General features: G+C 70.4%; 22 protein-coding genes. 10 read left to right on the forward strand and 12 right to left on the reverse strand.

What is annotated here, in order from left to right; genetic code table 11:
- Positions 1-16 precede the first annotated feature (16 nt).
- The 3 genes from BGO22_RS21540 to BGO22_RS21550 are packed head-to-tail and all read right to left on the reverse strand — an operon-like array spanning position 17 to position 3,765.
- Positions 17-1,822 carry a M61 family metallopeptidase gene (locus BGO22_RS21540; RefSeq protein ID WP_070397313.1) on the reverse strand — a complete coding sequence of 602 codons (1,806 nt, stop codon included), beginning with the start codon at positions 1,820-1,822 and terminating at the stop codon, positions 17-19.
- A gap of 58 nt (positions 1,823-1,880) precedes the next feature.
- A complete protein-coding gene (locus BGO22_RS21545; protein WP_070397314.1) occupies positions 1,881-2,600 on the reverse strand; it encodes a DsbC family protein in 720 nt (239 codons plus the stop codon).
- A 28-nt stretch (positions 2,601-2,628) separates the two neighbouring features.
- Positions 2,629-3,765: an FAD-dependent monooxygenase gene (locus BGO22_RS21550; RefSeq protein WP_070397315.1), complete on the reverse strand. Its 1,137-nt coding sequence runs from the start codon at positions 3,763-3,765 to the stop codon at positions 2,629-2,631.
- Between the two features lie 62 nt (positions 3,766-3,827).
- Between BGO22_RS21550 and BGO22_RS21555 the strand changes: the two genes are divergently transcribed.
- A complete protein-coding gene (locus BGO22_RS21555) occupies positions 3,828-4,712 on the forward strand; it encodes an MOSC domain-containing protein (RefSeq protein ID WP_070397316.1) in 885 nt (294 codons plus the stop codon).
- Positions 4,713-4,805: 93 nt separating this feature from the next.
- On the opposite strand, the gene BGO22_RS21560 is transcribed toward BGO22_RS21555, so the two are convergent.
- Together BGO22_RS21560 and BGO22_RS21565 are read right to left on the reverse strand one after the other, a co-directional pair.
- Entirely contained in the window at positions 4,806-5,663 is an 858-nt protein-coding gene (locus BGO22_RS21560; RefSeq protein ID WP_070397317.1) for an N-formylglutamate amidohydrolase, read from the reverse strand.
- 5 nt (positions 5,664-5,668) lie between these two features.
- Positions 5,669-6,652 carry a Bug family tripartite tricarboxylate transporter substrate binding protein gene (locus tag BGO22_RS21565; protein ID WP_070397318.1) on the reverse strand — a complete coding sequence of 328 codons (984 nt, stop codon included), beginning with the start codon at positions 6,650-6,652 and terminating at the stop codon, positions 5,669-5,671.
- 104 nt (positions 6,653-6,756) lie between these two features.
- On the opposite strand from BGO22_RS21565, the gene BGO22_RS21570 reads away from it, so the two are divergent.
- Both BGO22_RS21570 and ychF read left to right on the forward strand, forming a co-directional pair.
- A complete protein-coding gene (locus tag BGO22_RS21570; RefSeq protein WP_070397319.1) occupies positions 6,757-7,656 on the forward strand; it encodes a LysR substrate-binding domain-containing protein in 900 nt (299 codons plus the stop codon).
- An 89-nt stretch (positions 7,657-7,745) separates the two neighbouring features.
- On the forward strand, positions 7,746-8,837 hold the full coding sequence (ychF, locus tag BGO22_RS21575; protein WP_070397320.1) for a redox-regulated ATPase YchF: 1,092 nt from the start codon (positions 7,746-7,748) through the stop codon (positions 8,835-8,837).
- Positions 8,838-8,887: 50 nt separating this feature from the next.
- Here ychF and BGO22_RS21580 read toward each other — a convergent pair whose 3' ends face one another.
- The 5 genes from BGO22_RS21580 to BGO22_RS21600 form a co-directional block, all read right to left on the reverse strand.
- Complete coding sequence (locus BGO22_RS21580) at positions 8,888-9,262, reverse strand: hypothetical protein (RefSeq protein WP_070397321.1); 375 nt, start codon at positions 9,260-9,262, stop codon at positions 8,888-8,890.
- Between the two features lie 55 nt (positions 9,263-9,317).
- Complete coding sequence (locus BGO22_RS21585; RefSeq protein ID WP_070397322.1) at positions 9,318-9,794, reverse strand: type III secretion system chaperone; 477 nt, start codon at positions 9,792-9,794, stop codon at positions 9,318-9,320.
- Positions 9,795-9,871: 77 nt separating this feature from the next.
- On the reverse strand, positions 9,872-11,029 hold the full coding sequence (locus tag BGO22_RS21590; RefSeq protein WP_070397323.1) for an MFS transporter: 1,158 nt from the start codon (positions 11,027-11,029) through the stop codon (positions 9,872-9,874).
- Between the two features lie 35 nt (positions 11,030-11,064).
- Positions 11,065-11,547, reverse strand: a complete 483-nt coding sequence (locus tag BGO22_RS21595; protein ID WP_070397324.1) for a YqaA family protein — start codon at positions 11,545-11,547, stop codon at positions 11,065-11,067.
- A gap of 101 nt (positions 11,548-11,648) precedes the next feature.
- Positions 11,649-13,493, reverse strand: a complete 1,845-nt coding sequence (locus tag BGO22_RS21600) for a hypothetical protein (protein ID WP_139146910.1) — start codon at positions 13,491-13,493, stop codon at positions 11,649-11,651.
- A 294-nt stretch (positions 13,494-13,787) separates the two neighbouring features.
- Here BGO22_RS21600 and dusB point away from each other — a divergent pair, with 294 nt between their 5' ends.
- From dusB to purH, 3 genes are read left to right on the forward strand one after another with little or no spacing between them, the layout of a single operon-like run.
- Positions 13,788-14,816, forward strand: coding sequence for a tRNA dihydrouridine synthase DusB (gene dusB, locus BGO22_RS21605; RefSeq protein ID WP_070397326.1), 1,029 nt, complete (start codon positions 13,788-13,790; stop codon positions 14,814-14,816).
- On the forward strand, positions 14,813-15,052 hold the full coding sequence (locus tag BGO22_RS21610) for a Fis family transcriptional regulator (RefSeq protein ID WP_070397327.1): 240 nt from the start codon (positions 14,813-14,815) through the stop codon (positions 15,050-15,052). Before dusB ends, BGO22_RS21610 begins: the two co-directional genes overlap by 4 nt.
- A 26-nt stretch (positions 15,053-15,078) precedes the next feature.
- Positions 15,079-16,665 (forward strand): bifunctional phosphoribosylaminoimidazolecarboxamide formyltransferase/IMP cyclohydrolase, encoded by a 1,587-nt coding sequence (purH, locus tag BGO22_RS21615; RefSeq protein ID WP_070397328.1) that lies wholly within the window; start codon positions 15,079-15,081, stop codon positions 16,663-16,665.
- A 90-nt stretch (positions 16,666-16,755) separates the two neighbouring features.
- Here the strand turns inward: purH and hemL are convergent, their stop codons facing one another.
- Complete coding sequence (gene hemL, locus BGO22_RS21620; RefSeq protein WP_070397329.1) at positions 16,756-18,063, reverse strand: glutamate-1-semialdehyde 2,1-aminomutase; 1,308 nt, start codon at positions 18,061-18,063, stop codon at positions 16,756-16,758.
- A 7-nt stretch (positions 18,064-18,070) separates the two neighbouring features.
- Entirely contained in the window at positions 18,071-19,018 is a 948-nt protein-coding gene (gene thiD / locus BGO22_RS21625; RefSeq protein ID WP_070397330.1) for a bifunctional hydroxymethylpyrimidine kinase/phosphomethylpyrimidine kinase, read from the reverse strand.
- Positions 19,019-19,167: 149 nt separating this feature from the next.
- On the opposite strand from thiD, the gene BGO22_RS21630 reads away from it, so the two are divergent.
- From BGO22_RS21630 to BGO22_RS21645, 4 genes are all read left to right on the forward strand, one after another.
- Complete coding sequence (locus BGO22_RS21630) at positions 19,168-19,341, forward strand: rubredoxin (protein WP_083292799.1); 174 nt, start codon at positions 19,168-19,170, stop codon at positions 19,339-19,341.
- 93 nt (positions 19,342-19,434) lie between these two features.
- Positions 19,435-19,836 (forward strand): response regulator, encoded by a 402-nt coding sequence (locus BGO22_RS21635; RefSeq protein WP_175442774.1) that lies wholly within the window; start codon positions 19,435-19,437, stop codon positions 19,834-19,836.
- On the forward strand, positions 19,836-20,201 hold the full coding sequence (locus BGO22_RS21640) for a response regulator (protein WP_070397331.1): 366 nt from the start codon (positions 19,836-19,838) through the stop codon (positions 20,199-20,201). The genes BGO22_RS21635 and BGO22_RS21640 overlap by 1 nt, the downstream gene beginning before the upstream one ends.
- A gap of 24 nt (positions 20,202-20,225) precedes the next feature.
- Positions 20,226-20,762 carry a chemotaxis protein CheW gene (locus tag BGO22_RS21645; protein WP_070397332.1) on the forward strand — a complete coding sequence of 179 codons (537 nt, stop codon included), beginning with the start codon at positions 20,226-20,228 and terminating at the stop codon, positions 20,760-20,762.
- The last annotated feature ends 98 nt before the right edge of the window (positions 20,763-20,860 follow it).

A 20,860-nucleotide genomic window follows, 5' to 3' on the forward strand; every position in this document is an offset into this window, starting at 1 on the left:
GCGCGGGCCCGGGCGCTCAGGCGTTCAGCCAGGCCGCCAGGCGCGCGGCGTCGTCCACGCCCAGGCGCAGCGCCTGTTGCTCTTCGGGCCAGTGCAGGGCCAGGCGCAGGATCTGCCGATCGCGAGAGACCAGGGCCGTGAGCCGGGGGCGTGCGCCGCGCAGGGCATCGACCTCGTCCAGGCGCGCCACGCGCCAGGCCTCGGCCGGCGCGCCGCGCCGCGCGGGCGCGAACTCCACGCCCAGCCACTCGTCCCCGGCCGCGAAGCCGGCCGCCTCGGCGGCGCCACCGCGCAGCACGGTCTTGATGTGCAGCGCGCCGCCGGCCTCGCCCACGCGCAGGCCCAGGCGCTGGGCCAGCGGCGCCGCGTCGTGCTGCACCTTGGCGCCGCGGGCCTTGAGCAGGCGCTCGGCCGGCAGCCCGCCGGTGCCGTGCACCCAGTCGGCGAGTTCGGCCCCATAGGCCCGGCCGCCCACGCGGCGCAGCGCGGCGCGCACCTCGCTCTCGCGCAGGGGACCGCCATCGCAGCGGCGCCAGAGCTCGCGCATCACCTCGTCGAGCGAGCCCTGGCCTTCGTCGCGCAGCGTGAGGTCCAGGCACAGCGCCACCAGCGCGCCCTTGGTGTAGTAGCTCACCGTGGCGTTGGGCGTGTTCTCGCCCACGCGGTAGTACTTCACCCAGGCGTCGAAGCTGGCCTGGGCCACGCTTTGCAGCAGACGCCCGGGCGTCTGGTTCACCTGGTTGATGTTCTTGGCCACCAGCTGCAGGTAGGTGGCGTCGTCGATCAGGCCCGCGCGGCGCAGGAACAGGTCGTCGTAGTAGCTGGTGAAGCCCTCGAAGAACCACAACAGCTCGGTGTAGTTCTCGGCGTCGTAGTCGTAGCGCGCGAATTCCGCCGGGCGCAGCCGCTTGACGTTCCAGGTGTGGAAGTACTCGTGGCTGATCAGGCCCAGCAGCGTGGTGTAGCCGTCGCTGGCCTTGAGCGCGCGGTCCTTGGCACCGGCGCGCGGCAGGTCGTTGCGCTGGCAGATGAGGGCGGTGCTGTTGCGGTGTTCCAGGCCGCCGTAGCCGTCGCCGCTGGCGTGCAGCATGAAGACGTAGCGCTCGAAGGGCGGCGCGCCGTCGCCGTGCCAGAAGGCGATCTGCGCCTCGCAGACGCGGCGCGTGTCCTCGATCAGGCGCTCGGTGTCGACCCAGCCGCCGGCGCCGGTGAGCACGAAGCGGTGCGGCACGCCGCCGGCCACGAACTCGGCGCTGAAGAAGCGGCCCAGCGTGAACGGGCAGTCGGCGAGCTCGTCGTAGTCGGTGGCGAGGTAGTCGCCGAAGCCGTGCTCATCGGTGCGCGCGGCGCCCAGGCCGCTGGCGGCCTGCCAGTCCTCGGGCGCGTTGCCGCGTTCCAGCGTGAGGGCGTGCGGCCGGTCTTCCAGGCCGAGCGCGCGCAGGCAGGTGCTGGTGGCGTTGAAGAAGCCGCGCGTGGCGTCCAGGAAGGCGGTGCGCACCGAGGCGTCGAAGGCGTAGACCTGGTAGCGCAGCTCCAGCGCCTGGCCGGCCGCGTTGTCGGCCTGCCAGCGGTGTTTGTCGAGCTGCTTGAGCGCCACCGCCTGACCGCCCTGGCGCGCGTCCAGGCCCTGCAGGTGCTGGGAAAACTCGCGCACCAGGTAGCTGCCCGGAATCCACACCGGCAGCGCGAAGCGCTGGCGGGCCGCGGGCCGCTCGACGGTCAGCGTGACGCTGAAGAGGTGGCTGTGCGGGTTGTCCACCGCGATGCGGTAGCGCACGGCGGCGGCCGTGTCGCGCGAGGGGCGGCGCCGTGTGGTGCTCATCGGCATACCTGCGCGCGGCGCGCTGCGGGGCGAGCCCCTTCGGACAGTCGTGCGGTGCTCATTTGGCCTTGGCGGTCTTGAGCAGGGTCTCCAGGCGCTCGGCGTCGACCGCGCCCGGCACGCGCGTGCCATCGACGAAAAAGATGGTGGGCGTGCCGTTGACGCGCAGTTCGCGGCCCAGGGCCACGTTGCGCTCCACGGCGGCGGTGTCGCAGCTGGCGTTGGGGATGGCGGTGCCGCGCAGCATCCAGTCGATGTAGGTCTTGCCCTTGTCCTTGGCGCACCAGAGCGACTGGGCCTTCTTCACCGAATCGGGGCCGAGGATGGGGTAGATGAAGACGTGGATGGTCACGTCCTGCACCTCGGCGAGCGTTTTTTCCAGCCGCTTGCAGTAGCCGCAGTTGGGGTCGCTGAAGACGGCGATCTGGCGCGTGCCCTTGCCGTGCACCACCTTGAAGGCGTCCTTCAACGGCAGGCTGGAGAAGTCGACCGCGCCGAGTTTCTGCACGCGCTGTTCGGTCAGGTCGACGCGGCTGCGCGTGTCGAACATGGAGCCCTGGATCAGGTAGTTGCCCTCGCTGTCCGAGTAGAGGATTTCGGAGCGGTTGATGCGGATCTCCCAGAGGCCGGGGAAGGGCGTCTTGCTCACCTCCTCGATGGGCGGCAGGTTGGGCAGGCGCTCGGTGAGGTTCTTGCGGATGGCGGCTTCGTTGGCCGAGGCGGCGAAGGCCAGGCTGGCGAGCAGCGGCAGCCAGAGGGTCTTGAGCGGCAGTTTCATGGACGGGTCTCGTGGATCGGGAGTCGGTTCAGAGCGACAGGCCCATGGCCTGGCGCGCGAACCAGCGCTTGAGCGGGCCGCTGCGGTCGAAGCCGGCGAGCCCGCGGTTGCGCAGCAGCTGCACGCGTGGGTCGCTCAGGCCGAAGAGCGAGAACAGGCCGTCGGTGACGGCGGACATGGCCTGGACATCGGCCGCGCGGGCGCGCTCGTAGCGTCTGAGCAGTTTGGCGTCGCCGAGTTCGCGCCAGTATTCGCGGGCGTGCAGCACGCGGGCCAGTTCGGCGGCGTCGGCCAGGCCCAGGTTGAGCCCCTGGCCGGCCAGCGGGTGCACGGCGTGGGCGGCGTCGCCGGCCAGGGCCACGGCGCCCTGTTCGGTGTGGGTGAACCAGCGCCGCGCGCGCGACAGCTGCAGCGGCCAGGCCTGCGCCGGGCCCAGGGGCGTGAGGGAGCCCAGGGCCTGGGCGCAGCGCGCCTGCACGGCCTCGGCGAAGGCCGGGGCGTCGGCCTGGAGCCATTCGTCGGCCTGCGGGCCCGGCAGCGACCAGACCAGGGCGAGCTCGTGGCCGTCGGCGCCGCCCAGGGGCAGCAGGGCCAGCACCTCGCCGTGGGCGAACCACTGGCGCGCCACGCCGCCGTGCGGCCGTTCGGCGCGCAGCCGCGCGGCCACGGCCTTGTGGGGGTAGGCGTGGGTGTCGTAGTCGATGCCCAGGGCCTCGCGCGTGGCGCTGTGCCGGCCTTCGCAGACCACGGTGAGCCGGGCCGGCGGGGCCTCGGTCACCCGCTCCACGCCGGCCGCGAAGCCCACGGCATCGGCCAGGCGCTGCTCCAGCGCGGGCACGTCCACGATCCAGGCCAGGGCCTCGGCGCCCAACGCATCCGCGTCGAAGCGCAGCTGGCCGCCGTCGTCGCCCCAGACCTGCATGGCGCGCACCGGGGTCACGGCGCCGGGCACGGCGTCGGGCCAGGCGCGCAGCGAGACGAGCAGGTCGCGCGAGGCCTTGTTGAGGGCGTAGGCGCGCACGTCCTGGGCGCGCGGGGGGGTATCGGGAGCCACCAGGGCGACGCGCAGGCGGTCCTGCGCGAGCAGCAAGGCCAGGGCCTGGCCCACCACGCCGGCGCCGCGGATGGCCACGTCGGCGCGCCGGGGGGAGGAAGAAGGGGACATGGCGGGATTCTAGGAGCGCGGCACAATCCGTCGTTTCGCCGATACCGATACCCGCATCCACCATGAGCGACACCGCCGACGTGCAAGCCACCATCGAGCAACTCTGGATCTACCCCATCAAGTCCTGTGCGGGGGTGCGCCTGGAGGAGGCCGAGCTGACCGACACCGGGCTGCTCTACGACCGCGCCTGGATGGTGGTGGACGAACAGGGCGGGTTCGTGACGCAGCGCGAACTGCCGCGCATGGCGCTGATCCAGCCCAGCTTCAAGATGGGGCAGCTGGTGCTGCGGGCCCCGGGCATGCTCTCGCTGCACCTGGCGCTGGACGCGGCCGAGGAGCCGGCCACCGTGCGCGTGTGGAGCGACACCGTGCAGGCCTACGACATGGGCGATATCGCGGCCCAGTGGTTCAGCGATTTCCTGGGGCCGGACGCGCCCGGGCCGCTCAAGCGGCTGCGCCTGGCGCGCTTCGACCCCGAGGTGCGCCGCCCCAGCGACCCCGAGTGGACCGGCGGCCGCGAGGCCGGCACCCAGTTCGCCGACGGTTTTGCGCTGCTGCTGACCAGCGCGGCCTCGCTCGACGAGCTCAACGCCCGCCTGGTGGGCGACGGCCACGCGCCGGTGGACCAGCGCCGCGTGCGGCCGAACATCGTGCTCGGCGGTCTGCAGGCGCACGACGAGGACCGCGTCGGCGCCCTGCGCATCGCCGCCGAGGGCGGCGATGCGGTGATCGAGCCCGTCAAGCCCTGCGCGCGCTGCTCGATCCCGGACGTCGACCCCGATGCCGGGCAACCCGGCCACGCCGTGGGCGATGCGATGCGCAGCTACCGGGCCGACCCGCGCATGGACGGGGCCATCACCTTCGGCATGAACGCCATCGTGCTCGAAGGCGATGGCCGGGTGCTGCGCGTGGGGCAGCGCGTCAGCGCCGACTGGCGCTTCGACTGAGCCCGGCCCCGGCGCCGAACATCGCGCCCGCCGCTGCGCCCTGTTGAACGATGGCGCCACGCGGCGCCGCCACCGCGCCCTGGGCGCAAGAGTTCAACCGCCGGCCTGCTCTTTCGCGTAGCGCGCCAGAACGGCCGCCAGTTGGCCCAGGTCGCGCCGCACCGTGGCGAAGCCGGCGTTTCGCTCGCGGCTGACCTCGTCCATGTAGATGGGCCGGCGGATCTCGATCTGCAGGCTGTGGCGCCGCCGCGCGGGCTGGCCGATGCGCGCGATCAGTTGCACGCCCTTGTACGGGTCGTTGCGGGCCACGGAGTAGCCGCGCGCGCGCAGCTCGCGCTCCACCAGGTCGACGAACGCCGGCTCGCAGGTGCTGCCGTCGCGGTCACCGAGCACGAAGTCCGCCAGCGGGCGTGGGCTGCGGATGCCCAGCCGCTCGTAGGCGTCGTTGGGCATGGAGTGCAGGTTCAGGTGCCAGACCGCGCCGAAGCGTTCGGCGGTCTCGTCGATGCAGCGCGACAGGGCCGCGTGGTAGGGGCGGTAGCAGCGCTCGATGCGCGCCCGCACCTCGGCCACCGTGAGGCGGCGGGCGTAGATGGGGGTGCCGGCGTCGATGTTGCGCCAGACCAGGCCATAGCCCAGGCGGCTCTTCTCGCTGGGGTTCAGCGGGGTGGGCCAGGGGCCGTCGAGCAGGGCCGGGTCGAGGTCGTCCTCCGTGCGGTTGCAGTCCAGGTAGGTGCGCGGGAAGTGGGCCGCCAACAGGCTGCCGCCCACCTCGGGCACGGCGGCCCACAGCGCGTCCACGTGGGTGTCCTCGCCGCGCCGCAGCAGCGCCCGGGGCACCGCGTGGTCGTAGTCGGCCGGGTAGTCGGTGCCACTGTGCGGGGAGTCGCAGACCAGGGGCACGGCCGGCGCCACGGGCGCGTGCAGCGTGAAGGGCGGGGCGATCGGCATCGGCCTCAGTCCAGGGAGATCTTGGCCATCTTCGCCACGCGCTCGTAGCGCTCCAGGGCCTGCTGTATCTGCTGGGCGAAGGCCTCGGGCGTGCCAGGGATCAGGGTGGCGCCCGACTCCTCCATCTTCTTCACGAACTCGGGGTGCTTCATGGCCTTGTGCAAGGCGGCGTTGAGCCGGGCGACCACCTCGGGCGGCGTGCCGGCCGGCGCGACCACGCCGAACCAGCCGCCGTTGCCCATCTGGGGAAAGCCGAGTTCGCCGTAGGTGGGCACGTCCGGCAGCGCGGGCGAGCGCTTGTCGCTCAGCACCGCCAGCGCGCGCAGCTTGCCGGCCTGGATGTTCGGCAGCGCCGAGGGCAGGTTGTCGGTGATGGCGGTCACCTGGCCCGACATGGCGTCGGTCATGGCCTGGCCGGCGCCTTTGTAGGGCACGTGCAGCAGGTCCATCTTCGCCAGGGCCATGAAGTGCTCGATGTTGGCGTGGCCCAGCGAACCGATGCCAGGCGAGGCGAAGCTGTACTTGCCAGGATTGGCCTGGACCAGGGCGATGAACTCCTTCATGGTCTTGGCTGGCGTGCCCGGGTGCACCGCGAACACGCTGGGCGTGGTGGCCACGTTGGTGATGGGTGCGAAGTCCTTCTGGGCGTTGTAGCGCAGCTTGCTGCCATAGACCGCCGGGTTGCTGCCGTGCGTGCTGACCGTGGCCATGCCCAGGGTGTAGCCGTCGGCCGGCGCGCGGGCGACGAACTCCATGCCGGTGGAGCCACCGGCGCCGGCTTTGTTCTCCACCACGATGGATTGGCCCAGCTCGCGGCTGCCGTATTCGGCCACCAGGCGTGCGGCCAGGTCGGTCGAGCCGCCGGGGGCGAAGGGCACGATCAGCTTGACCGGGCGGTTCGGGTACGGGGCCTGGGCCTGGGCGCTGGCCAGTACCAGCGCGGCGCTCAGGGCCAGGGCGGCGCGCAGCAGGGCGGGGATGGGGGGCATGAACGGTCTCCTCCTTCAGGGATGGGAGCCGCAGCGTAGGGAGGCGGCCCGCACGGAGCAAACGACTTTTTCGGCCGGGGTGATGACATGATGTAATCGTTTGCATGCGCATACGAAGCCCTTCGCTGGTCGAGCTGCACGCCTTTCTGGGCGTGGCCCGCCACGGCAGTTTCCGCCGCGCGGCCGACGATCTCTGCGTGACCCAGGCCGCGGTGAGCCGCGCGGTGGCCCGGCTGGAAAGCCACCTGGGCGTGCAACTGCTGGATCGCGCCGCCACCGGGGTGCGACTGACCCCGGCGGGCAGCGAGCTGCGCGGCCAGGTGGAGGCGCCCGTGGCGGCGCTGGAAGCCGCCGCCGGCCGGGTTCGCAACCGCCCCGAGGCCCTGCGCCTGCGATTGTCCGTGGTGCCCAGCCTGGGCAATCTCTGGCTGCTGCCGCGCCTGGAAGATTTCCGCCACCAACACCCGGACATCGACATCGAGTTCCGCCAGTACCACCACGACGAGGACTTCACCCGCGCCGACGTGGACCTGTGGCTGGCGCTCAAGACCGGGGCGCGCCAGCGCTGGCCCCGGCAGGTGGCGGCGCAGTACCTCGTGGGCCGCGAGCTCGTGGCGGTGTGCGCACCCGCGCTGGCGCAGGGCGTGGTGGGCGCGGACGCGCTGCTGGCCCTGCCCAAGCTCTACCACAGCAACTACCGGGACAACTGGGCGCTGTGGGCCGAGGCCGTGGGCACCCGGCTGCCCGCGCACTGGCGCGGCACGGGCTTCGATCTGGTGATGAACCTGATCGAGGCGGCCCGCTCGGGCATGGGTGTGGCCGTGGTCCAGCGCTGCATGGTGCAGGGTGAGCTGGCGGCCGGCCGGCTGCTCATGCCGGTGCCCGGCAGCGCCACCACCGAGCGCGGCTACTACCTGTGCCGCCCGCGCACCGCCCCCGCCTCGGCGGCGGTGGAGGCCTTTGCCCGCTGGGTGCGCGGGCAGGCCGGCCGGTCCGGGGCCTGAACACCCCCGCTCAGTACAATCGGCACCCATTTCCCCCTGGCAGAACGAGGGCCGCGCCCTCGGCAAGCCGCAACTCCCCCACCCACGTCATGAGCTTGAAATGCGGCATCGTGGGCCTGCCCAATGTGGGCAAGTCCACGCTCTTCAACGCCCTCACCAAGGCCGGCATCGCGGCCGAGAACTACCCGTTCTGCACCATCGAGCCCAACACGGGCGTGGTCGAGGTGCCCGATCCGCGCCTGGCGCAACTGGCCGCGATCGTCAAACCCGAGCGCATCGTGCCGGCCATCGTGGAGTTCGTGGACATCGCCGGCCTGGTGGCGGGCGCGAGCACCGGCGAGGGCCTGGGCAACAAGTTCCTCGCGCACATCCGCGAGACCGACGCCATCGTCAACGTGGTGCGCTGCTTTGAAGACCCGAACGTGATCCACGTGGCCAACAAGGTCGACCCGATCGCCGACATCGAGGTCATCCAGACCGAGCTCTGCCTGGCCGACCTGGCCTCGGTGGAAAAGGCCATTCACCGCATCAGCAAGACCGCGCGCTCGGGCGACAAGGAGTCGATCAAGCAACTGGCCATCCTGGAGAAATGCCAGGCCGCGCTCAACGACACCCAGCCGGTGCGCACCATCGATTTCAGCAAGGAAGAACAGGCGCAGCTCAAGCAGTTCTTCCTCATCACGGCCAAGCCCGCGATGTTCGTGGCCAACGTGTCGGAAGACGGCTTCGAGAACAACCCGCTGCTCGACCGCCTGCAGGCCTTCGCCGCCAAGCAGAACGCGCCCGTGGTCGCCATCTGCGCCAAGATCGAGGCCGAACTCTCCGAGATGGACGACGCCGACCGGCTCGAATTCCTCAAGGAGCTGGGGCAGGAGGAGCCCGGCCTGAACCGCCTGATCCGCGCCGCCTACCAGCTGCTGGGCTTGCAGACCTACTTCACCGCCGGCGTGAAAGAGGTGCGCGCCTGGACCATCCACGCCGGCGACACCGGCCCCCAGGCCGCGGGCGTGATCCACACCGACTTCGAGAAGGGTTACATCCGCGCCCAGACCATCGCCTTCGACGACTACATCGCGCACGGTGGCGAGCAGGGCGCGAAGGAGGCGGGCAAGATGCGCGCCGAAGGCAAGGAGTACGTCGTCAAGGACGGCGACGTGATGAATTTCCTGTTCTCGGGCTGAAGGCCTCGGCCGCTGTCCCCCAAAAAAAAGGGCCCCAAGGGGGCCCTTTGTCATTCCGACGGTGGCGCGCCCCGGGTGGCCCCGTCATCGGCTGGCGTGTCGCCGGCCCCGGGCGACTGGCGCAGAAAGGCCATGAGCCGGCTCAGCTCCGATTGCAGCTGGGGGTCGGCCGCCGCTGCGTCGGGCAGGTGGCGGCTGCGCATCAGGGCCACGGTGGCGTCGCGGCGGGCCTGGCGGCGGGCAAGGTGGTCCAGCAGCCATTCGCGGCGGGCGGCGTCGCGCGCGTTGGCCGTCACCGTGGGCGCCCCACCAGGCCGGCGGAAGATCAGGTGCCCCTGAGGCGCGGCGGCCCGGTGGGCGGCGCCCGCCTCATCGGTGGCGGGCGCGGCGGTCGCGTCGTCGGAGGTGGGCGTGGGGGTGGACATGCGAGGTGCCTCAGGGATGTTGAAACGGGCGTTCGTTCGTGGGCGCGAGACCGGTTCAGGCGCGCGTGAGCATCGCGCTGGGGATCTTCGGGGCTTCGCCGTCGGCCGCGGCGGCGCTTTCAATGTACATGGACCACAGCAGGCGCAGGCCCTCCAGCCGCAGCATCTCGTTGGCCAGCACGATGTGCCGGCTCGACTCGTCTTGCGGGAACACGTCGTTGATCAGGAGCAGGTTCTCGTCCTCGTCGTCCTTGGCCAGGCGCATGCTGCCCAGTTCGCCCCACAGCAGGTTGAAGGTGAGGGCGGCCGAGTGCACCTTGGCGCGCGCCTCGGGCGCCGGTTCGCCCAGTGCGGTGGTGAGCACCAGGCGCAGCGGGTGCTGGGCCCACTCGACCACGCATTCGCCGCCGGTTTCGAAATGCACCAGCCAGGTGGCCTCGCGCAGTTCCACCACGGCCTCGACGGCCTCGCTGTGCTCGGCGGCGGCCACCAGACAGGCAGCGGCTTCTTCGGGGGTGCGGAGTTCGGTCATGGGGCCTCGGCGGACGGTGGCTGGGGATGTGCTGCCTTGAGTGGCCGGGCCCGCCGAGGCGTTCCCCCGGCGGTGGACTAGGTCGATGGGCCGGGTGGGGCGACCTGGGCGGCGGGCGCCGGGCGCGACACCCCGCCCGCCCACACGCTCAGGGCGATGGCCGTGGCCGCCACCACCAGGCCCACGGTGTGCAGGCTCAGCATGTGCCCTTGGGCGATCATCAGCCCGCCCAGCGCGGCCCCGAGCGCCTGCCCGCTGTACATGGCCGAACTGTTCAAGGCCACCGTCGCCGGCGCCAGGGCGGGCGACAAATGCACCAGCCGCGCCTGCTGCGCCGAGTTGGCCGAGAAGCAGCCCAGCGCCCAGGGCACCAGCACCAGCGCCTGCAGCCAGACCGAGGCGCGGCCCAGCGGCCACAGCAACAGCGTCAGCGCGATCAGGCTCAGGGTGATGAGCACCGCGCGCGGCGCGCCGATGCGGTCGATGGAGCGCGACACCAGCACGTTGCCCAGCAGGCCGAAGGCGCCGAACCACAGGAACAGCAGCGACAGCCCGGCGCCGTTCAGCCCATGCGTCTGCGCGAAGTAGGGCGCGAAGTACGAGAACAGCGTGAACTGCGAGAAGGCCGAGAGCAGGGTCACGCCCACCGCCATCATGAGCGGCGCCGAGCCCAGGGTGCGGCCCCAGGCCTCGCGCGACAGCGCAGCGGGCCGCACGCCGTCGGGCATGGCGCGCCAGACCCAGAGGCTGACCAGCCAGGCCGAAACCGCCACCAGGCCGAAGGCCCAGCGCCAGCCCCAGGCCCCGCCGATCCAGGCGGCCAAAGGCATGCCCATCACCGACGCCACCGACCAGCCCAGAAACACGAAGGTGATGCCGCGCCCGCGCTGCTCGGGCGGCACCAGCAGGCCCACGCAGGCCGCGGCCTGCGGCGTGAACACGGCGGGCGAGATCACCGCCAGCACGCGCAGGGGCATGAGGGTGGCGTAGTTGGGCGCCAGCGCGCAGGCCGCGTGCAGCAGGCCGTACCAGATCAGCGAGCCCGTCAGCAGGCGCCGCCGGTCCCAGCCCGCCACCAGGCCGGCGAACAGCGGCGCGCCCAGGCCCATGAGGATGGCGGCGGCCGTGATCAGTTGCCCCGCCTGCGGCACCGAAATGCCCAGCGACTGGCTGATGTCGTTCAGCGTGCCGGGCACCACCATGACCCCCGTGCCGATGACGAGGTTGCCGATCATGAGGGCCCACAGGATGGGGGCGGACGGATCGCGTCTCACAAGGACAGCCCTTCGGGAAACACCCACAGCAGCGCGGCCGTCATGCTGAGGTAGCGCGCGAACTTGCCGATGGCCATGTAGGCCACGCAGGGCCAGAACGGAAAGCGCAGCCAGCCGGCCACGGCGCACAGCGGATCGCCCACCACGGGCAGCCAGCTCAGCAGGCAGGCCTTGGGGCCGAAGCGCTCCAGCCAGCGCAGGGCGCGCAGCTCGGTGCTGTTGCCGCGCGCCCGGTCCACCAGCCGGTGCGTGCCCAGGCCCATGGCCCAGCTCACGGCGCCACCCAGCGTATTGCCGGCCGTGGCCACCAGCACGGCGGGCCAGAACAACTCGGGGTTGAGTTTGATGAGCCCGAAGACGGCAGGCTCGGAGCCCATGGGCAGCAGCGTGGCCGAGACGAAGGCCACCACGAAGACGGTGGTCAGCCCGACCTCAGGCAGGGCGAGCAGTTGGGCGAGGTGCTGGAACCAGGGGGGCATGGGCGCGGCGGGTGGGCCGCGCGGATTCTGTCACCGATCCAGAGACCCGCGCGCCGCCTCGGCTGGCGCGCGGGAGGGTGAACCATGCGGCGGACGGGGACTCATTGGCCCGACTTTGACGGTGACCGCTTCCACCAGGAGTTGGATACCTGTCGGGTCACCCGCTGCAGGCGCGACGGTTTCTCATCCGTCGGCTCCTGGGGGTTCGTGGACTGCGTCGCTCTGCCGCTGGGGATCGCCGGGACCGAGAAAGCCCGCTGCCGGTCAGGAGCCGGGTCGCCGAGGCCGTAGCCCATGGACTTGGACCCCATGGGCTTGGGCTGGCGTCCTTCTTCCATCTGCACCAACAGGTTCTCCAACTCCTCGTCCACCAGCCGCCGCAGCGCGTCCGTGTTTTCCTCTGTGTCGGGAGCGGGTCCGCGCCTCGGGCTGTTGACGAACGAGGTCACCGACTCCAGGCCGGGCAAAGACGTTTGCCGCGCTTCCATGTCGTTCAGGAAATCCTCGACTTGATCGTCGAAGCTCCCCACCGGATCGGTTGGCGCTGCTTTTTCGCTGGGCCCTGCGCTGACGAGCGGGGGCATCGGCACGTCTGGCTTGGAGGTCCATTCATCGCCGCTGTCGATGGGGCTTCCTTTGATCCGGTATTGGCCCAGCTGGCCGAGTGGCCGGCGAATGGGCATCCCGGGTGGCGTGGGGGCGTTGCGCTTGCCGATCTGCGTTCTTGCATCGACACGCGGTTTCTGGGCGGGCAGGGGGGCGCCAGGTGGCTGGTCGAGGCGGTGCGGGCGGCTCCAGTGCTCGAGCACGGTGCGCAGCTGGGCGTCGTCGCGCGCCAGCAAGGCGAGCGCCGATTGGTGGTTGGCCATCGAGGGGCTTTCCGAATCCGCCAATGCCTTGGCCGCGGCCAGCAGCGTTTCTCCCAGGTCCAGCAAGAACACGCTGTCTGGCGTGGGCAGGCCGGCGGGCAGCTGCCCGCCGGCCACGGCGCCCAGAAGATCGCGGGCGGCGGCGGTCAGGTCGCCGATCAGTTGCTCAAAGCAGGCCGCGTAGCCTTCGCAGCAGGTGCGCATTTCGCGAAGGTCGCCGTCGGACTGCGCCCGCTTGAGCGCCTGCAGGGCGTCGCTGCAGCTCTGCAGCAGGGTCTGGACATGCCGGGAAAAACGCAGTGGGGTGAAGGCCTCTTCGATGTCCTGCGGGCACGCCAGGCCCTCCCACACGTCTTGCAACTGCCTGGCCCGATGCCCATCGGGGCTATCAATTGCCGTTTGAAGGATGTGCAGCAGGGGCGCCAACTGGCCGAGTGCACCCGCCTGCGGGTTGGCCGGTGGGGGCCCTGCATCGGGTTCCCCTCGCGAGGCCTTGCCGGCGGCGTCGCGGTAGGCGTCCGACAGGGTTTGGGCGTTGTGGGCCATTTGGTCTGGCGCCAGCACCGGGGTCGAGGGGCGTTGCGGGGGCCGTTGTCGCTGGTCATCGAACCGTTGCCTGTAGGCCTCATCGGCGCTTCGGGCCCGCGCCGCGGCGTCGCTGCACTGGTGCAGCTGGCGCTGCAGCATGTCCTGGTAGATGTTGAGGGCCTCCTGCACCGGAAGGCCCTTGCCAAGGGGTTGCTGAAGGAGTTGCTCCACTTGCTTGCGGCCCTGCTTCGCGATCTCGGGGCTCAAGCTGTGCTGGTGCTGGTCCAGTGTCTTGAGGAGGAAGTTCAGCGCCTGCGTGCTTCCCTCCGCGAATTGCCGCCGATGGCTGAACGGGTTCAACACTCTGCCGAGCAGGCCACCGCGCCGGGCTTTCAGGTCGTCGACAGTGTCCGGGTTCAGCGTCTGGTTCTCGCGAAGGGACAACACGGCTCCGGGGTGCTTCTTGTTGATCTTGTGGAGCCTGTCGACAACCGGTTGCAGGGGATGCTGGCCGGCGGGCGGGCGCTTCGTACCGGATGAGGCTTTCATGTCGGGGTCACCTTGAGAGCGCGCCAGAGGGCTGCGGTTGCTCGATTGCCGCGGCCCAGCAAGGTGATGGACTGCATGCGACACCTGGGTTGCAAGGGCGTGCAACGGGTTCCGTGCCGTTGCCAGGCCATATGGCCGATGGTTGGGGGCGGGCCCTGGCGCGGCGGGCGCATGCGGTGGTGCCGGCAGACGCTTCGTCTGCTGAAAATTTGAGCAGATACAATCCGCCCTCCGCCGCCGGCCCGTCCCCGGCGTCCCCCTCCGAACCCGCCGTCCAGCCAGTTCCGCCACGCCATGCAGATCGGGGCCCACGTCCTGCCCAATGCCCTGTTCGTCGCGCCCATGGCCGGGGTGACGGACCGGCCGTTCCGCAAGCTGTGCAAGCGGTTGGGCGCGGGCTACGCGGTGAGCGAGATGGTGACCAGCCGGCGCGAGCTCTGGGACAGCCTCAAAACCTCGCGCCGCGCCAACCACGAGGGCGAGTCCGCGCCCATCGCCGTGCAGATCGCGGGCACCGACCCCCAGTCCATGGCCGACGCCGCCCGCTACAACATCGACCGCGGCGCGCGCATCATCGACATCAACATGGGCTGCCCGGCCAAGAAGGTCTGCAACAAGTGGGCCGGCAGCGCGCTCATGCAGGACGAGGCGCTCGCCATCGGCATCGTCGAGGCCGTGGTGCGGGCCTGCGAGCCGCGGGGCGTGCCGGTCACGCTCAAGATGCGCACTGGCTGGTGCGCCGCGGTGCGCAACGCGCCGGTGCTGGCCCTGGCCGCCGAGCGCGCGGGCGTGCAGATGCTCACGGTGCACGGCCGCACGCGCGAGCAGGGCTACAAGGGGCAGGCGGAACACGACACCGTGGCCCACATCAAGAGCCTCGTGCGCATTCCGGTGGTGGCCAACGGCGACATCGATTCGCCCGAGGCCGCGCGCGAGGTGTTGCGGCGCACCGGCGCCGACGCCGTCATGGTCGGCCGCGCGGCGCAGGGGCGGCCGTGGATCTTCCGCGAGATCGCGCACTTCCTGGCCACGGGCGAGCACCTGCCGCCGCCCGCGCTGTCGCAGGTGAAGGGCTGGCTGCTCGACCACCTGGACGACCACTACGACCTGTACGGCGAAGACACCGGCGTGCGCAGCGCGCGCAAGCACCTGGGCTGGTACGTGCAGTCGCTGGCCCTGCCCGCGGGCGAGGCCGCGCGTTTTCGCGCGAGCGTCAACGCCACCCACACCATCGATGACCAACGCCGTGTCGTCAGCCAGGCCTTCGATGCCTGGATGGCCGCGGACTTCGGCGATCGCGCCGATTGGAAGCTGGCCGCATGAAAAAGACGAATCCGCTGGACGAGTGCATCCGCGACAGCCTCGAGGGCTACTTCCGCGACCTCGATGGCACCGAGCCCGCCCACCTTTACGACATGCTGGTGAAAGCGGTGGAGCGTCCCCTGCTCGAGGTGGTGATGGCCCAGGCCCAGTACAACCAGTCGCGCGCCGCGCAGTGGCTGGGCCTGAACCGCAACACCCTGCGCAAGAAGCTGCTCGACCACGGCCTGCTCGACTGAATCCCCAACCTCTCCCTTTCTTTCCCATGCGTGCCCTTATTTCCGTTTCCGACAAGACCGGCATCGTCGACCTCGCCCGTTCGCTGCACGCCCTCGGCGTGACCTTGTTGTCCACCGGCGGCACCGCCAAGCTGCTGGCCGAGCAGGGCCTGCCCGTCACCGAGGTGGCCGAGGTGACCGGCTTTCCCGAGATGCTCGACGGCCGCGTGAAGACGCTGCACCCCAAGGTGCACGGCGGCCTGCTGGCGCGGCGCGACCTGCCCGAGCACATGGCCGCGCTGCGCGAGCACGGCATCCAGACCATCGACATCCTGGTGGTGAACCTCTACCCCTTCGAGGCCACGGTGGCCAAGGCCGGCTGCACGCTGGCCGACGCGATCGAGAACATCGACATCGGCGGCCCGGCCATGGTGCGCAGCGCCGCCAAGAACTGGAAGGACGTGGCCGTGCTCACCGACGCCTCCCAGTACGCGGGTGTGGTCGAGGAGCTGCGGGCCAGCGGCAAGCTCAGCGACAAGACGCGCTTCGGCCTGTCGGTGGCGGCGTTCAACCGCATCAGCAACTACGACGGCGCGATCAGCGACTACCTGTCCTCCATCGAGTTCGACGCGGCGGACGAGGTGCCGAAGCGCAGCGCCTATTCGGCCCAGGCCAATGGCCGCTTCATCAAGCTGCAGGACCTGCGCTACGGCGAGAACCCGCACCAGACGGCCGCCTTCTACCGCGACCTGTACCCCGCGCCGGGCTCGCTGGTCACGGCGAAGCAGCTGCAGGGCAAGGAGCTCTCGTACAACAACATCGCCGACGCCGACGCCGCCTGGGAATGCGTCAAGAGCTTCGACGAGCCGGCCTGCGTCATCGTCAAGCACGCCAACCCCTGCGGCGTGGCCGTGGGCGGCGGCCCGCTGCAGGCCTACCAGAAAGCCTTCCAGACCGACCCGACCAGCGCCTTCGGCGGCATCATCGCCCTCAACCGCCCGCTCGACGGCGCGGCGGCCGAGGCGATCAGCAAGCAGTTCGTCGAGGTGCTGATGGCGCCGGGTTACTCGCCCGAGGCGCTGGCCGTGTTCAAGGCCAAGGCCAATGTGCGCGTGCTGCAGATCGATCTGCCGCCCGGCGGACCCACGGCCTGGGACAAGGGACTGAACCTGTCCGACGTGAAGCGCGTGGGCTCGGGCCTGCTGATCCAGTCGGCCGACAACCACGTGCTCAAGCGTGAGGACCTGAAGGTGGTGACGACGCTGCAGCCCACGCCGCAGCAGCTCGAAGACCTGCTGTTCGCCTGGAAGGTGGCCAAGTTCGTCAAGTCCAACGCCATCGTCTTCTGCAAGGACGGCATGACCATGGGCGTGGGCGCGGGCCAGATGAGCCGCCTCGACTCGGCGCGCATCGCCAGCATCAAGGCGGGCCACGCGAATCTCTCGCTGCAGGGCACGGCGGTGGCCAGCGACGCCTTCTTCCCGTTCCGCGACGGTCTGGACGTGGTGGTCGACGCCGGCGCCAGCTGCGTGATCCAGCCCGGCGGCTCCATGCGCGACCAGGAGGTCATCGACGCCGCGAACGAGCGCGGCGTGGCGATGGTGTTCTCGGGCGTGCGGCATTTTCGCCACTGACCCCCGCAGCGGCCTGAGGGCCGCTTCCCCCCTTTCAGGGGGCGTCGCCCGCGGCCCGGCAAAGCCGGTTCCGCGGCGACGCTCGACACGTCACGCCACTCGAGGCAGCGTCTTGAACACCTCGCTGGCCGCCGCCACGGTGTCGGCGATGTCCTGCTCGCTGTGGGCCGCGCTCACGAAGCCGGCCTCGTACAGCGCGGGCGCGATGTAGACGCCGCGGTCGAGCAGGCCGTGGAAGAGGGCGTTGAACCGGGCGCCCTCGGTCTTCATGACGGCCTGGTAGTTCTGCGGCAGCCCCGGCATGAGAAAGAAGCCGAACATGCCGCCCTCGGCGTCCACGCTGAAGGGCACGCCGGCCTGGTCGGCCGCGGCCTTCAGTCCGTCGACCAGCTGGCGCGTGCGCGCCGACAAGGCCTCGAAGAAGCCGGGCCGGCGGATCTCGGCCAGGGTGGCCAGGCCGCAGGCCGTGGCCACCGGGTTGCCCGACAGCGTGCCGGCCTGATAGACCGGGCCCAGCGGCGCGAGCTGCTCCATCACGGCGCGCTTGCCGCCGAAAGCCGCCAGCGGCATGCCGCCGCCGATGACCTTGCCCATCACCGTCATGTCGGGCTCGAAGCCGGGGAGCTGGCGGGCGTAGACGCTCTGCGCGCCGCCCAGGGCCACGCGAAAACCCGTCATGACCTCGTCGAACACCAGCAGGGCGCCGTGCCGGGTGCACAGCTCGCGGCAGCGCGCCATGAAGGGCAGGCTGGCGCGCACGAAGTTCATGTTGCCGGCGATCGGTTCGATCATCAGGCAGGCGATGTCGGCGCCGTGCTCGGCGAAGGCGGCGTCGAGCTGTTCGAGGTTGTTGTACTCAAGCACCAGGGTGTGCTGCACCACCTCGGGCGGCACACCTGCGCTGGTGGGGTTGCCGAAGGTGGCCAGGCCCGAGCCGGCCTTGACCAGCAGGGCGTCCGCGTGGCCGTGGTAGCAGCCCTCGAACTTGATGATCTTGCGCCGGCCGGTGGCGCCGCGCGCCAGCCGGATCGCGCTCATGCCGGCCTCGGTGCCCGAGCTGACCAGGCGCACCATCTCCAGGCTGGGCACCAGGGCCACGATGGCCTCGGCGAGCTCGACCTCACGCTCGGTGGGGGCACCAAACGAGAAACCGTCGAGCGCGGCCTTTTGCACCGCTTCGAGCACGGCGGGGTGGCCGTGGCCGAGGATCATCGGGCCCCAGGAGCCGATGTAGTCGATGTAGCGCTGGCCATTGGCGTCCCAGAAGTGGGCGCCTTGCGCGCGCTGCACGAAACGCGGCGTGCCGCCGACGGCGCGGAAGGCGCGCACCGGGGAATTGACGCCGCCGGGGATCAGGGTCTTGGCGCGCTCGAACAGGTCCAGGTTGCGGTCGGGCATGGGTCGGTTAGTGTCGGGTGGTGTCCAGGGGGAAATCGCCCGCGTCCAGCGCGCTGTCGGGCGGCGCGGGATCGGTGGCGGACTCGTCGGTGGCCTCGGCGTCCTCTTCGTGCGCCCAGAACAGGCGGTCGGGCACCGCGTGGCCCATGCCGGGCTGGAAGCCGGCGTCCAGGCACTGGTCCAGGTAGGTCAGGGCCTCGGCGCAGGCGGTCTGCAGGTCGGCCCCGCTGGCGATGAGGGCGCACAGCGCGGCCGATAGCGTGTCGCCGGCGCCGGCGAAGGTGGCCTCGAAGCGCTCGTAGCGGGCCGTGGCGAGCACGGTCTCGGGCGAGGCCAGGTGGCTTTCCAGGTGCTGGTCGGCCGCGTTGAAGCCGGTCACCAGGGTGTAGGGCACGCCGTGCACCGCAGCGGCGCGGGCGACGTCGCGTGGTCCCGGCGGGCGGTCACCCTCCCACTCGGGCAGCAGCCAGCGGCACAGGGTGCTGTGGTTGCCCACCAGCACGGTGGTCTGCGGCAGCAACAGCTCGGTGCAGGCGTCCAGGTAGTTCTCGATGTCGAGCTCGTCCCACCAGGACAGGTCGGGCATGTAGGTGATCACCGGCACTTCGGTGTAGTCGCTGGTGATCTGGGCCACAGCGCTCAGGTTCTCGGGCGTGCCCACGAAGCCGACCTTGATCGCCCGCACGGGCATGTCCTCGAGCGCGCAGCGCGCCTGATCGACCACCGCCTCTTCGTCGAGGCTGAAGTGGTCGCGGATCGCGGAGGTGTCGCGCACGTAGGCGCCGGTGACGACCGGCAGCACGTGCGCCGACGCGCTGGACATGGCCGTCAGGTCTGCGCTCAGGCCGCCCGCCCCACTCGGGTCGTTGGCGTTGAAGCTCATCACGCAGGGCAGGGGGGATTCGCCCGGGGCCGTGGCCTCGCGGACGACGGAGGAATCGTCGGGATCGGACATGGTGGGGGGATTGTGCGGCCTGCGCGGGCCCGCAGGCACTGTGGTGCGGGGGCCTCTGGCGCCGTCCACTCGCCTGTGAAATGACACCGCAGAGCGCTTGAACGGGCTGGATACAATCCTTGCATTCTACGATACAGACCACAAAAACCATGAGCGACAGCAAGACTTGGATGTGCCTGATCTGCGGCTGGATCTACGACGAAGCAGCAGGAGCACCCGAGCACGGCGTACCTGCCGGCACCCCCTGGGCCGACGTTCCGATGAACTGGACCTGCCCCGAGTGTGGCGCCCGCAAGGAAGATTTCGAGATGGTTCAAATCTGAGCGGACGGTGGCCAGGGGGCCGTCGATCCGTTGTCCGGGGTCCGGGCGGCGCCGCCGCATCGGGCCCGATAGTGGTTGAGGAGCCCGTCCATCGTGAGTGCAACGCCTGCCCTGAAGGTTCTCGTCGTCGACGACAGCAACACCATCCGGCGCAGCGCCGAGATTTTTCTCAAGCAAGGCGGCCATGAAGTGCTGCTGGCCGACGATGGCTTCGACGCCCTGGCCAAGATCAACGACTACCAGCCCGACCTGATCTTCTGCGACATCCTGATGCCGCGGCTGGACGGCTATCAGACCTGCGCGATCATCAAGCGCAACGCCCGCTTCGCCAGCATCCCGGTCGTCATGCTCTCGTCCAAGGACGGCGTGTTCGACAAGGCCCGCGGCCGCATGGTCGGCTCGCAGGACTACCTCACCAAACCCTTCACCAAAGACCAGCTGCTGCAGGCCGTGCAGCAGTTTGGCGCCCATCTCAACGTCAACGGAGTTGCCTGATGCCCATCCACAAGATCCTCGTCGTCGATGATTCGAAGACCGAGCTGCTGGTCCTGTCGGATCTGTTGACCAAAAATGGCTACACGGTGCGCACCGCCGAGAATGCGGACGAGGCCTTCCGTCGTCTCGGGGAGGAAAAGCCTGATCTCATTCTGATGGACGTGGTGATGCCCGGCCAGAATGGCTTTCAGCTGACCCGCGCCATCACGCGCGATCCTCAGTATTCGAGCATCCCCATCGTCATGTGCACCAGCAAGAACCTGGAGACGGACCGCGTGTGGGGCATGCGCCAGGGGGCCCGCGACTACGTCACCAAACCGGTCAACGGCGAAGAACTGCTTTCCAAGATCCGAGCGCTGGCCTGAGGCCGGTGCCCGAACCGCACCAGCATGGCCAAACGACAGTCGCTGAAGGAGCTCCAGGAACGGCTGGCCCAGCGCCTCACGGCAGCGAAGACCGAAGCGTTGACCGCGACCTGGCTGGCCATCGAGGCCGGCGGTCGCCGCTACCTGTTGCCGCTGGTGCAGTCCGGCGAGATTTTTCCTTGGTCGGCGGTGCAGGGGGTGCCGTACACCAAGCCCTGGTACCTCGGCGTCGCCAACCTGCGCGGTGGCTTGCATGGCGTGATCGACCTGGCTGGCCTGGTGCAGGGGACCGCTCGCGGCGCGGGGCGCGCCACAGAGCGGATCACCTCCGAGTCGCGGCTGGTGAGCCTGCACGGCGCCCTCGGCCTGAACGCGGTGTTCTGGATCGATCGCCTGCTGGGCCTGCGCAATCCCGGCGCGTTCAGCGCCTTGGGCGAGCGTCCGGCGGACGCGCCCGGCTACATGACACGCGTTCTGGTGGACGCACAGGGGCAGGATTGGCAGGAACTCGACCTGCAGCTGCTCGTGAGCGAACCCGAATTCCTGGCCATCGCGGCCTGACGGCGCCCCACCCGGCACCCGACGTTTTTGTTCACCCGTTGTGAGTTGGAAGGTAAACCATGGCCACGCTTGATCGATTCCAAGGGCTGTTCTCCAAG

The organism is Hydrogenophaga sp. 70-12, assembly GCF_001897365.1.
GTDB classification, from domain to species: Bacteria; Pseudomonadota; Gammaproteobacteria; order Burkholderiales; family Burkholderiaceae_C; genus Hydrogenophaga; species Hydrogenophaga borbori.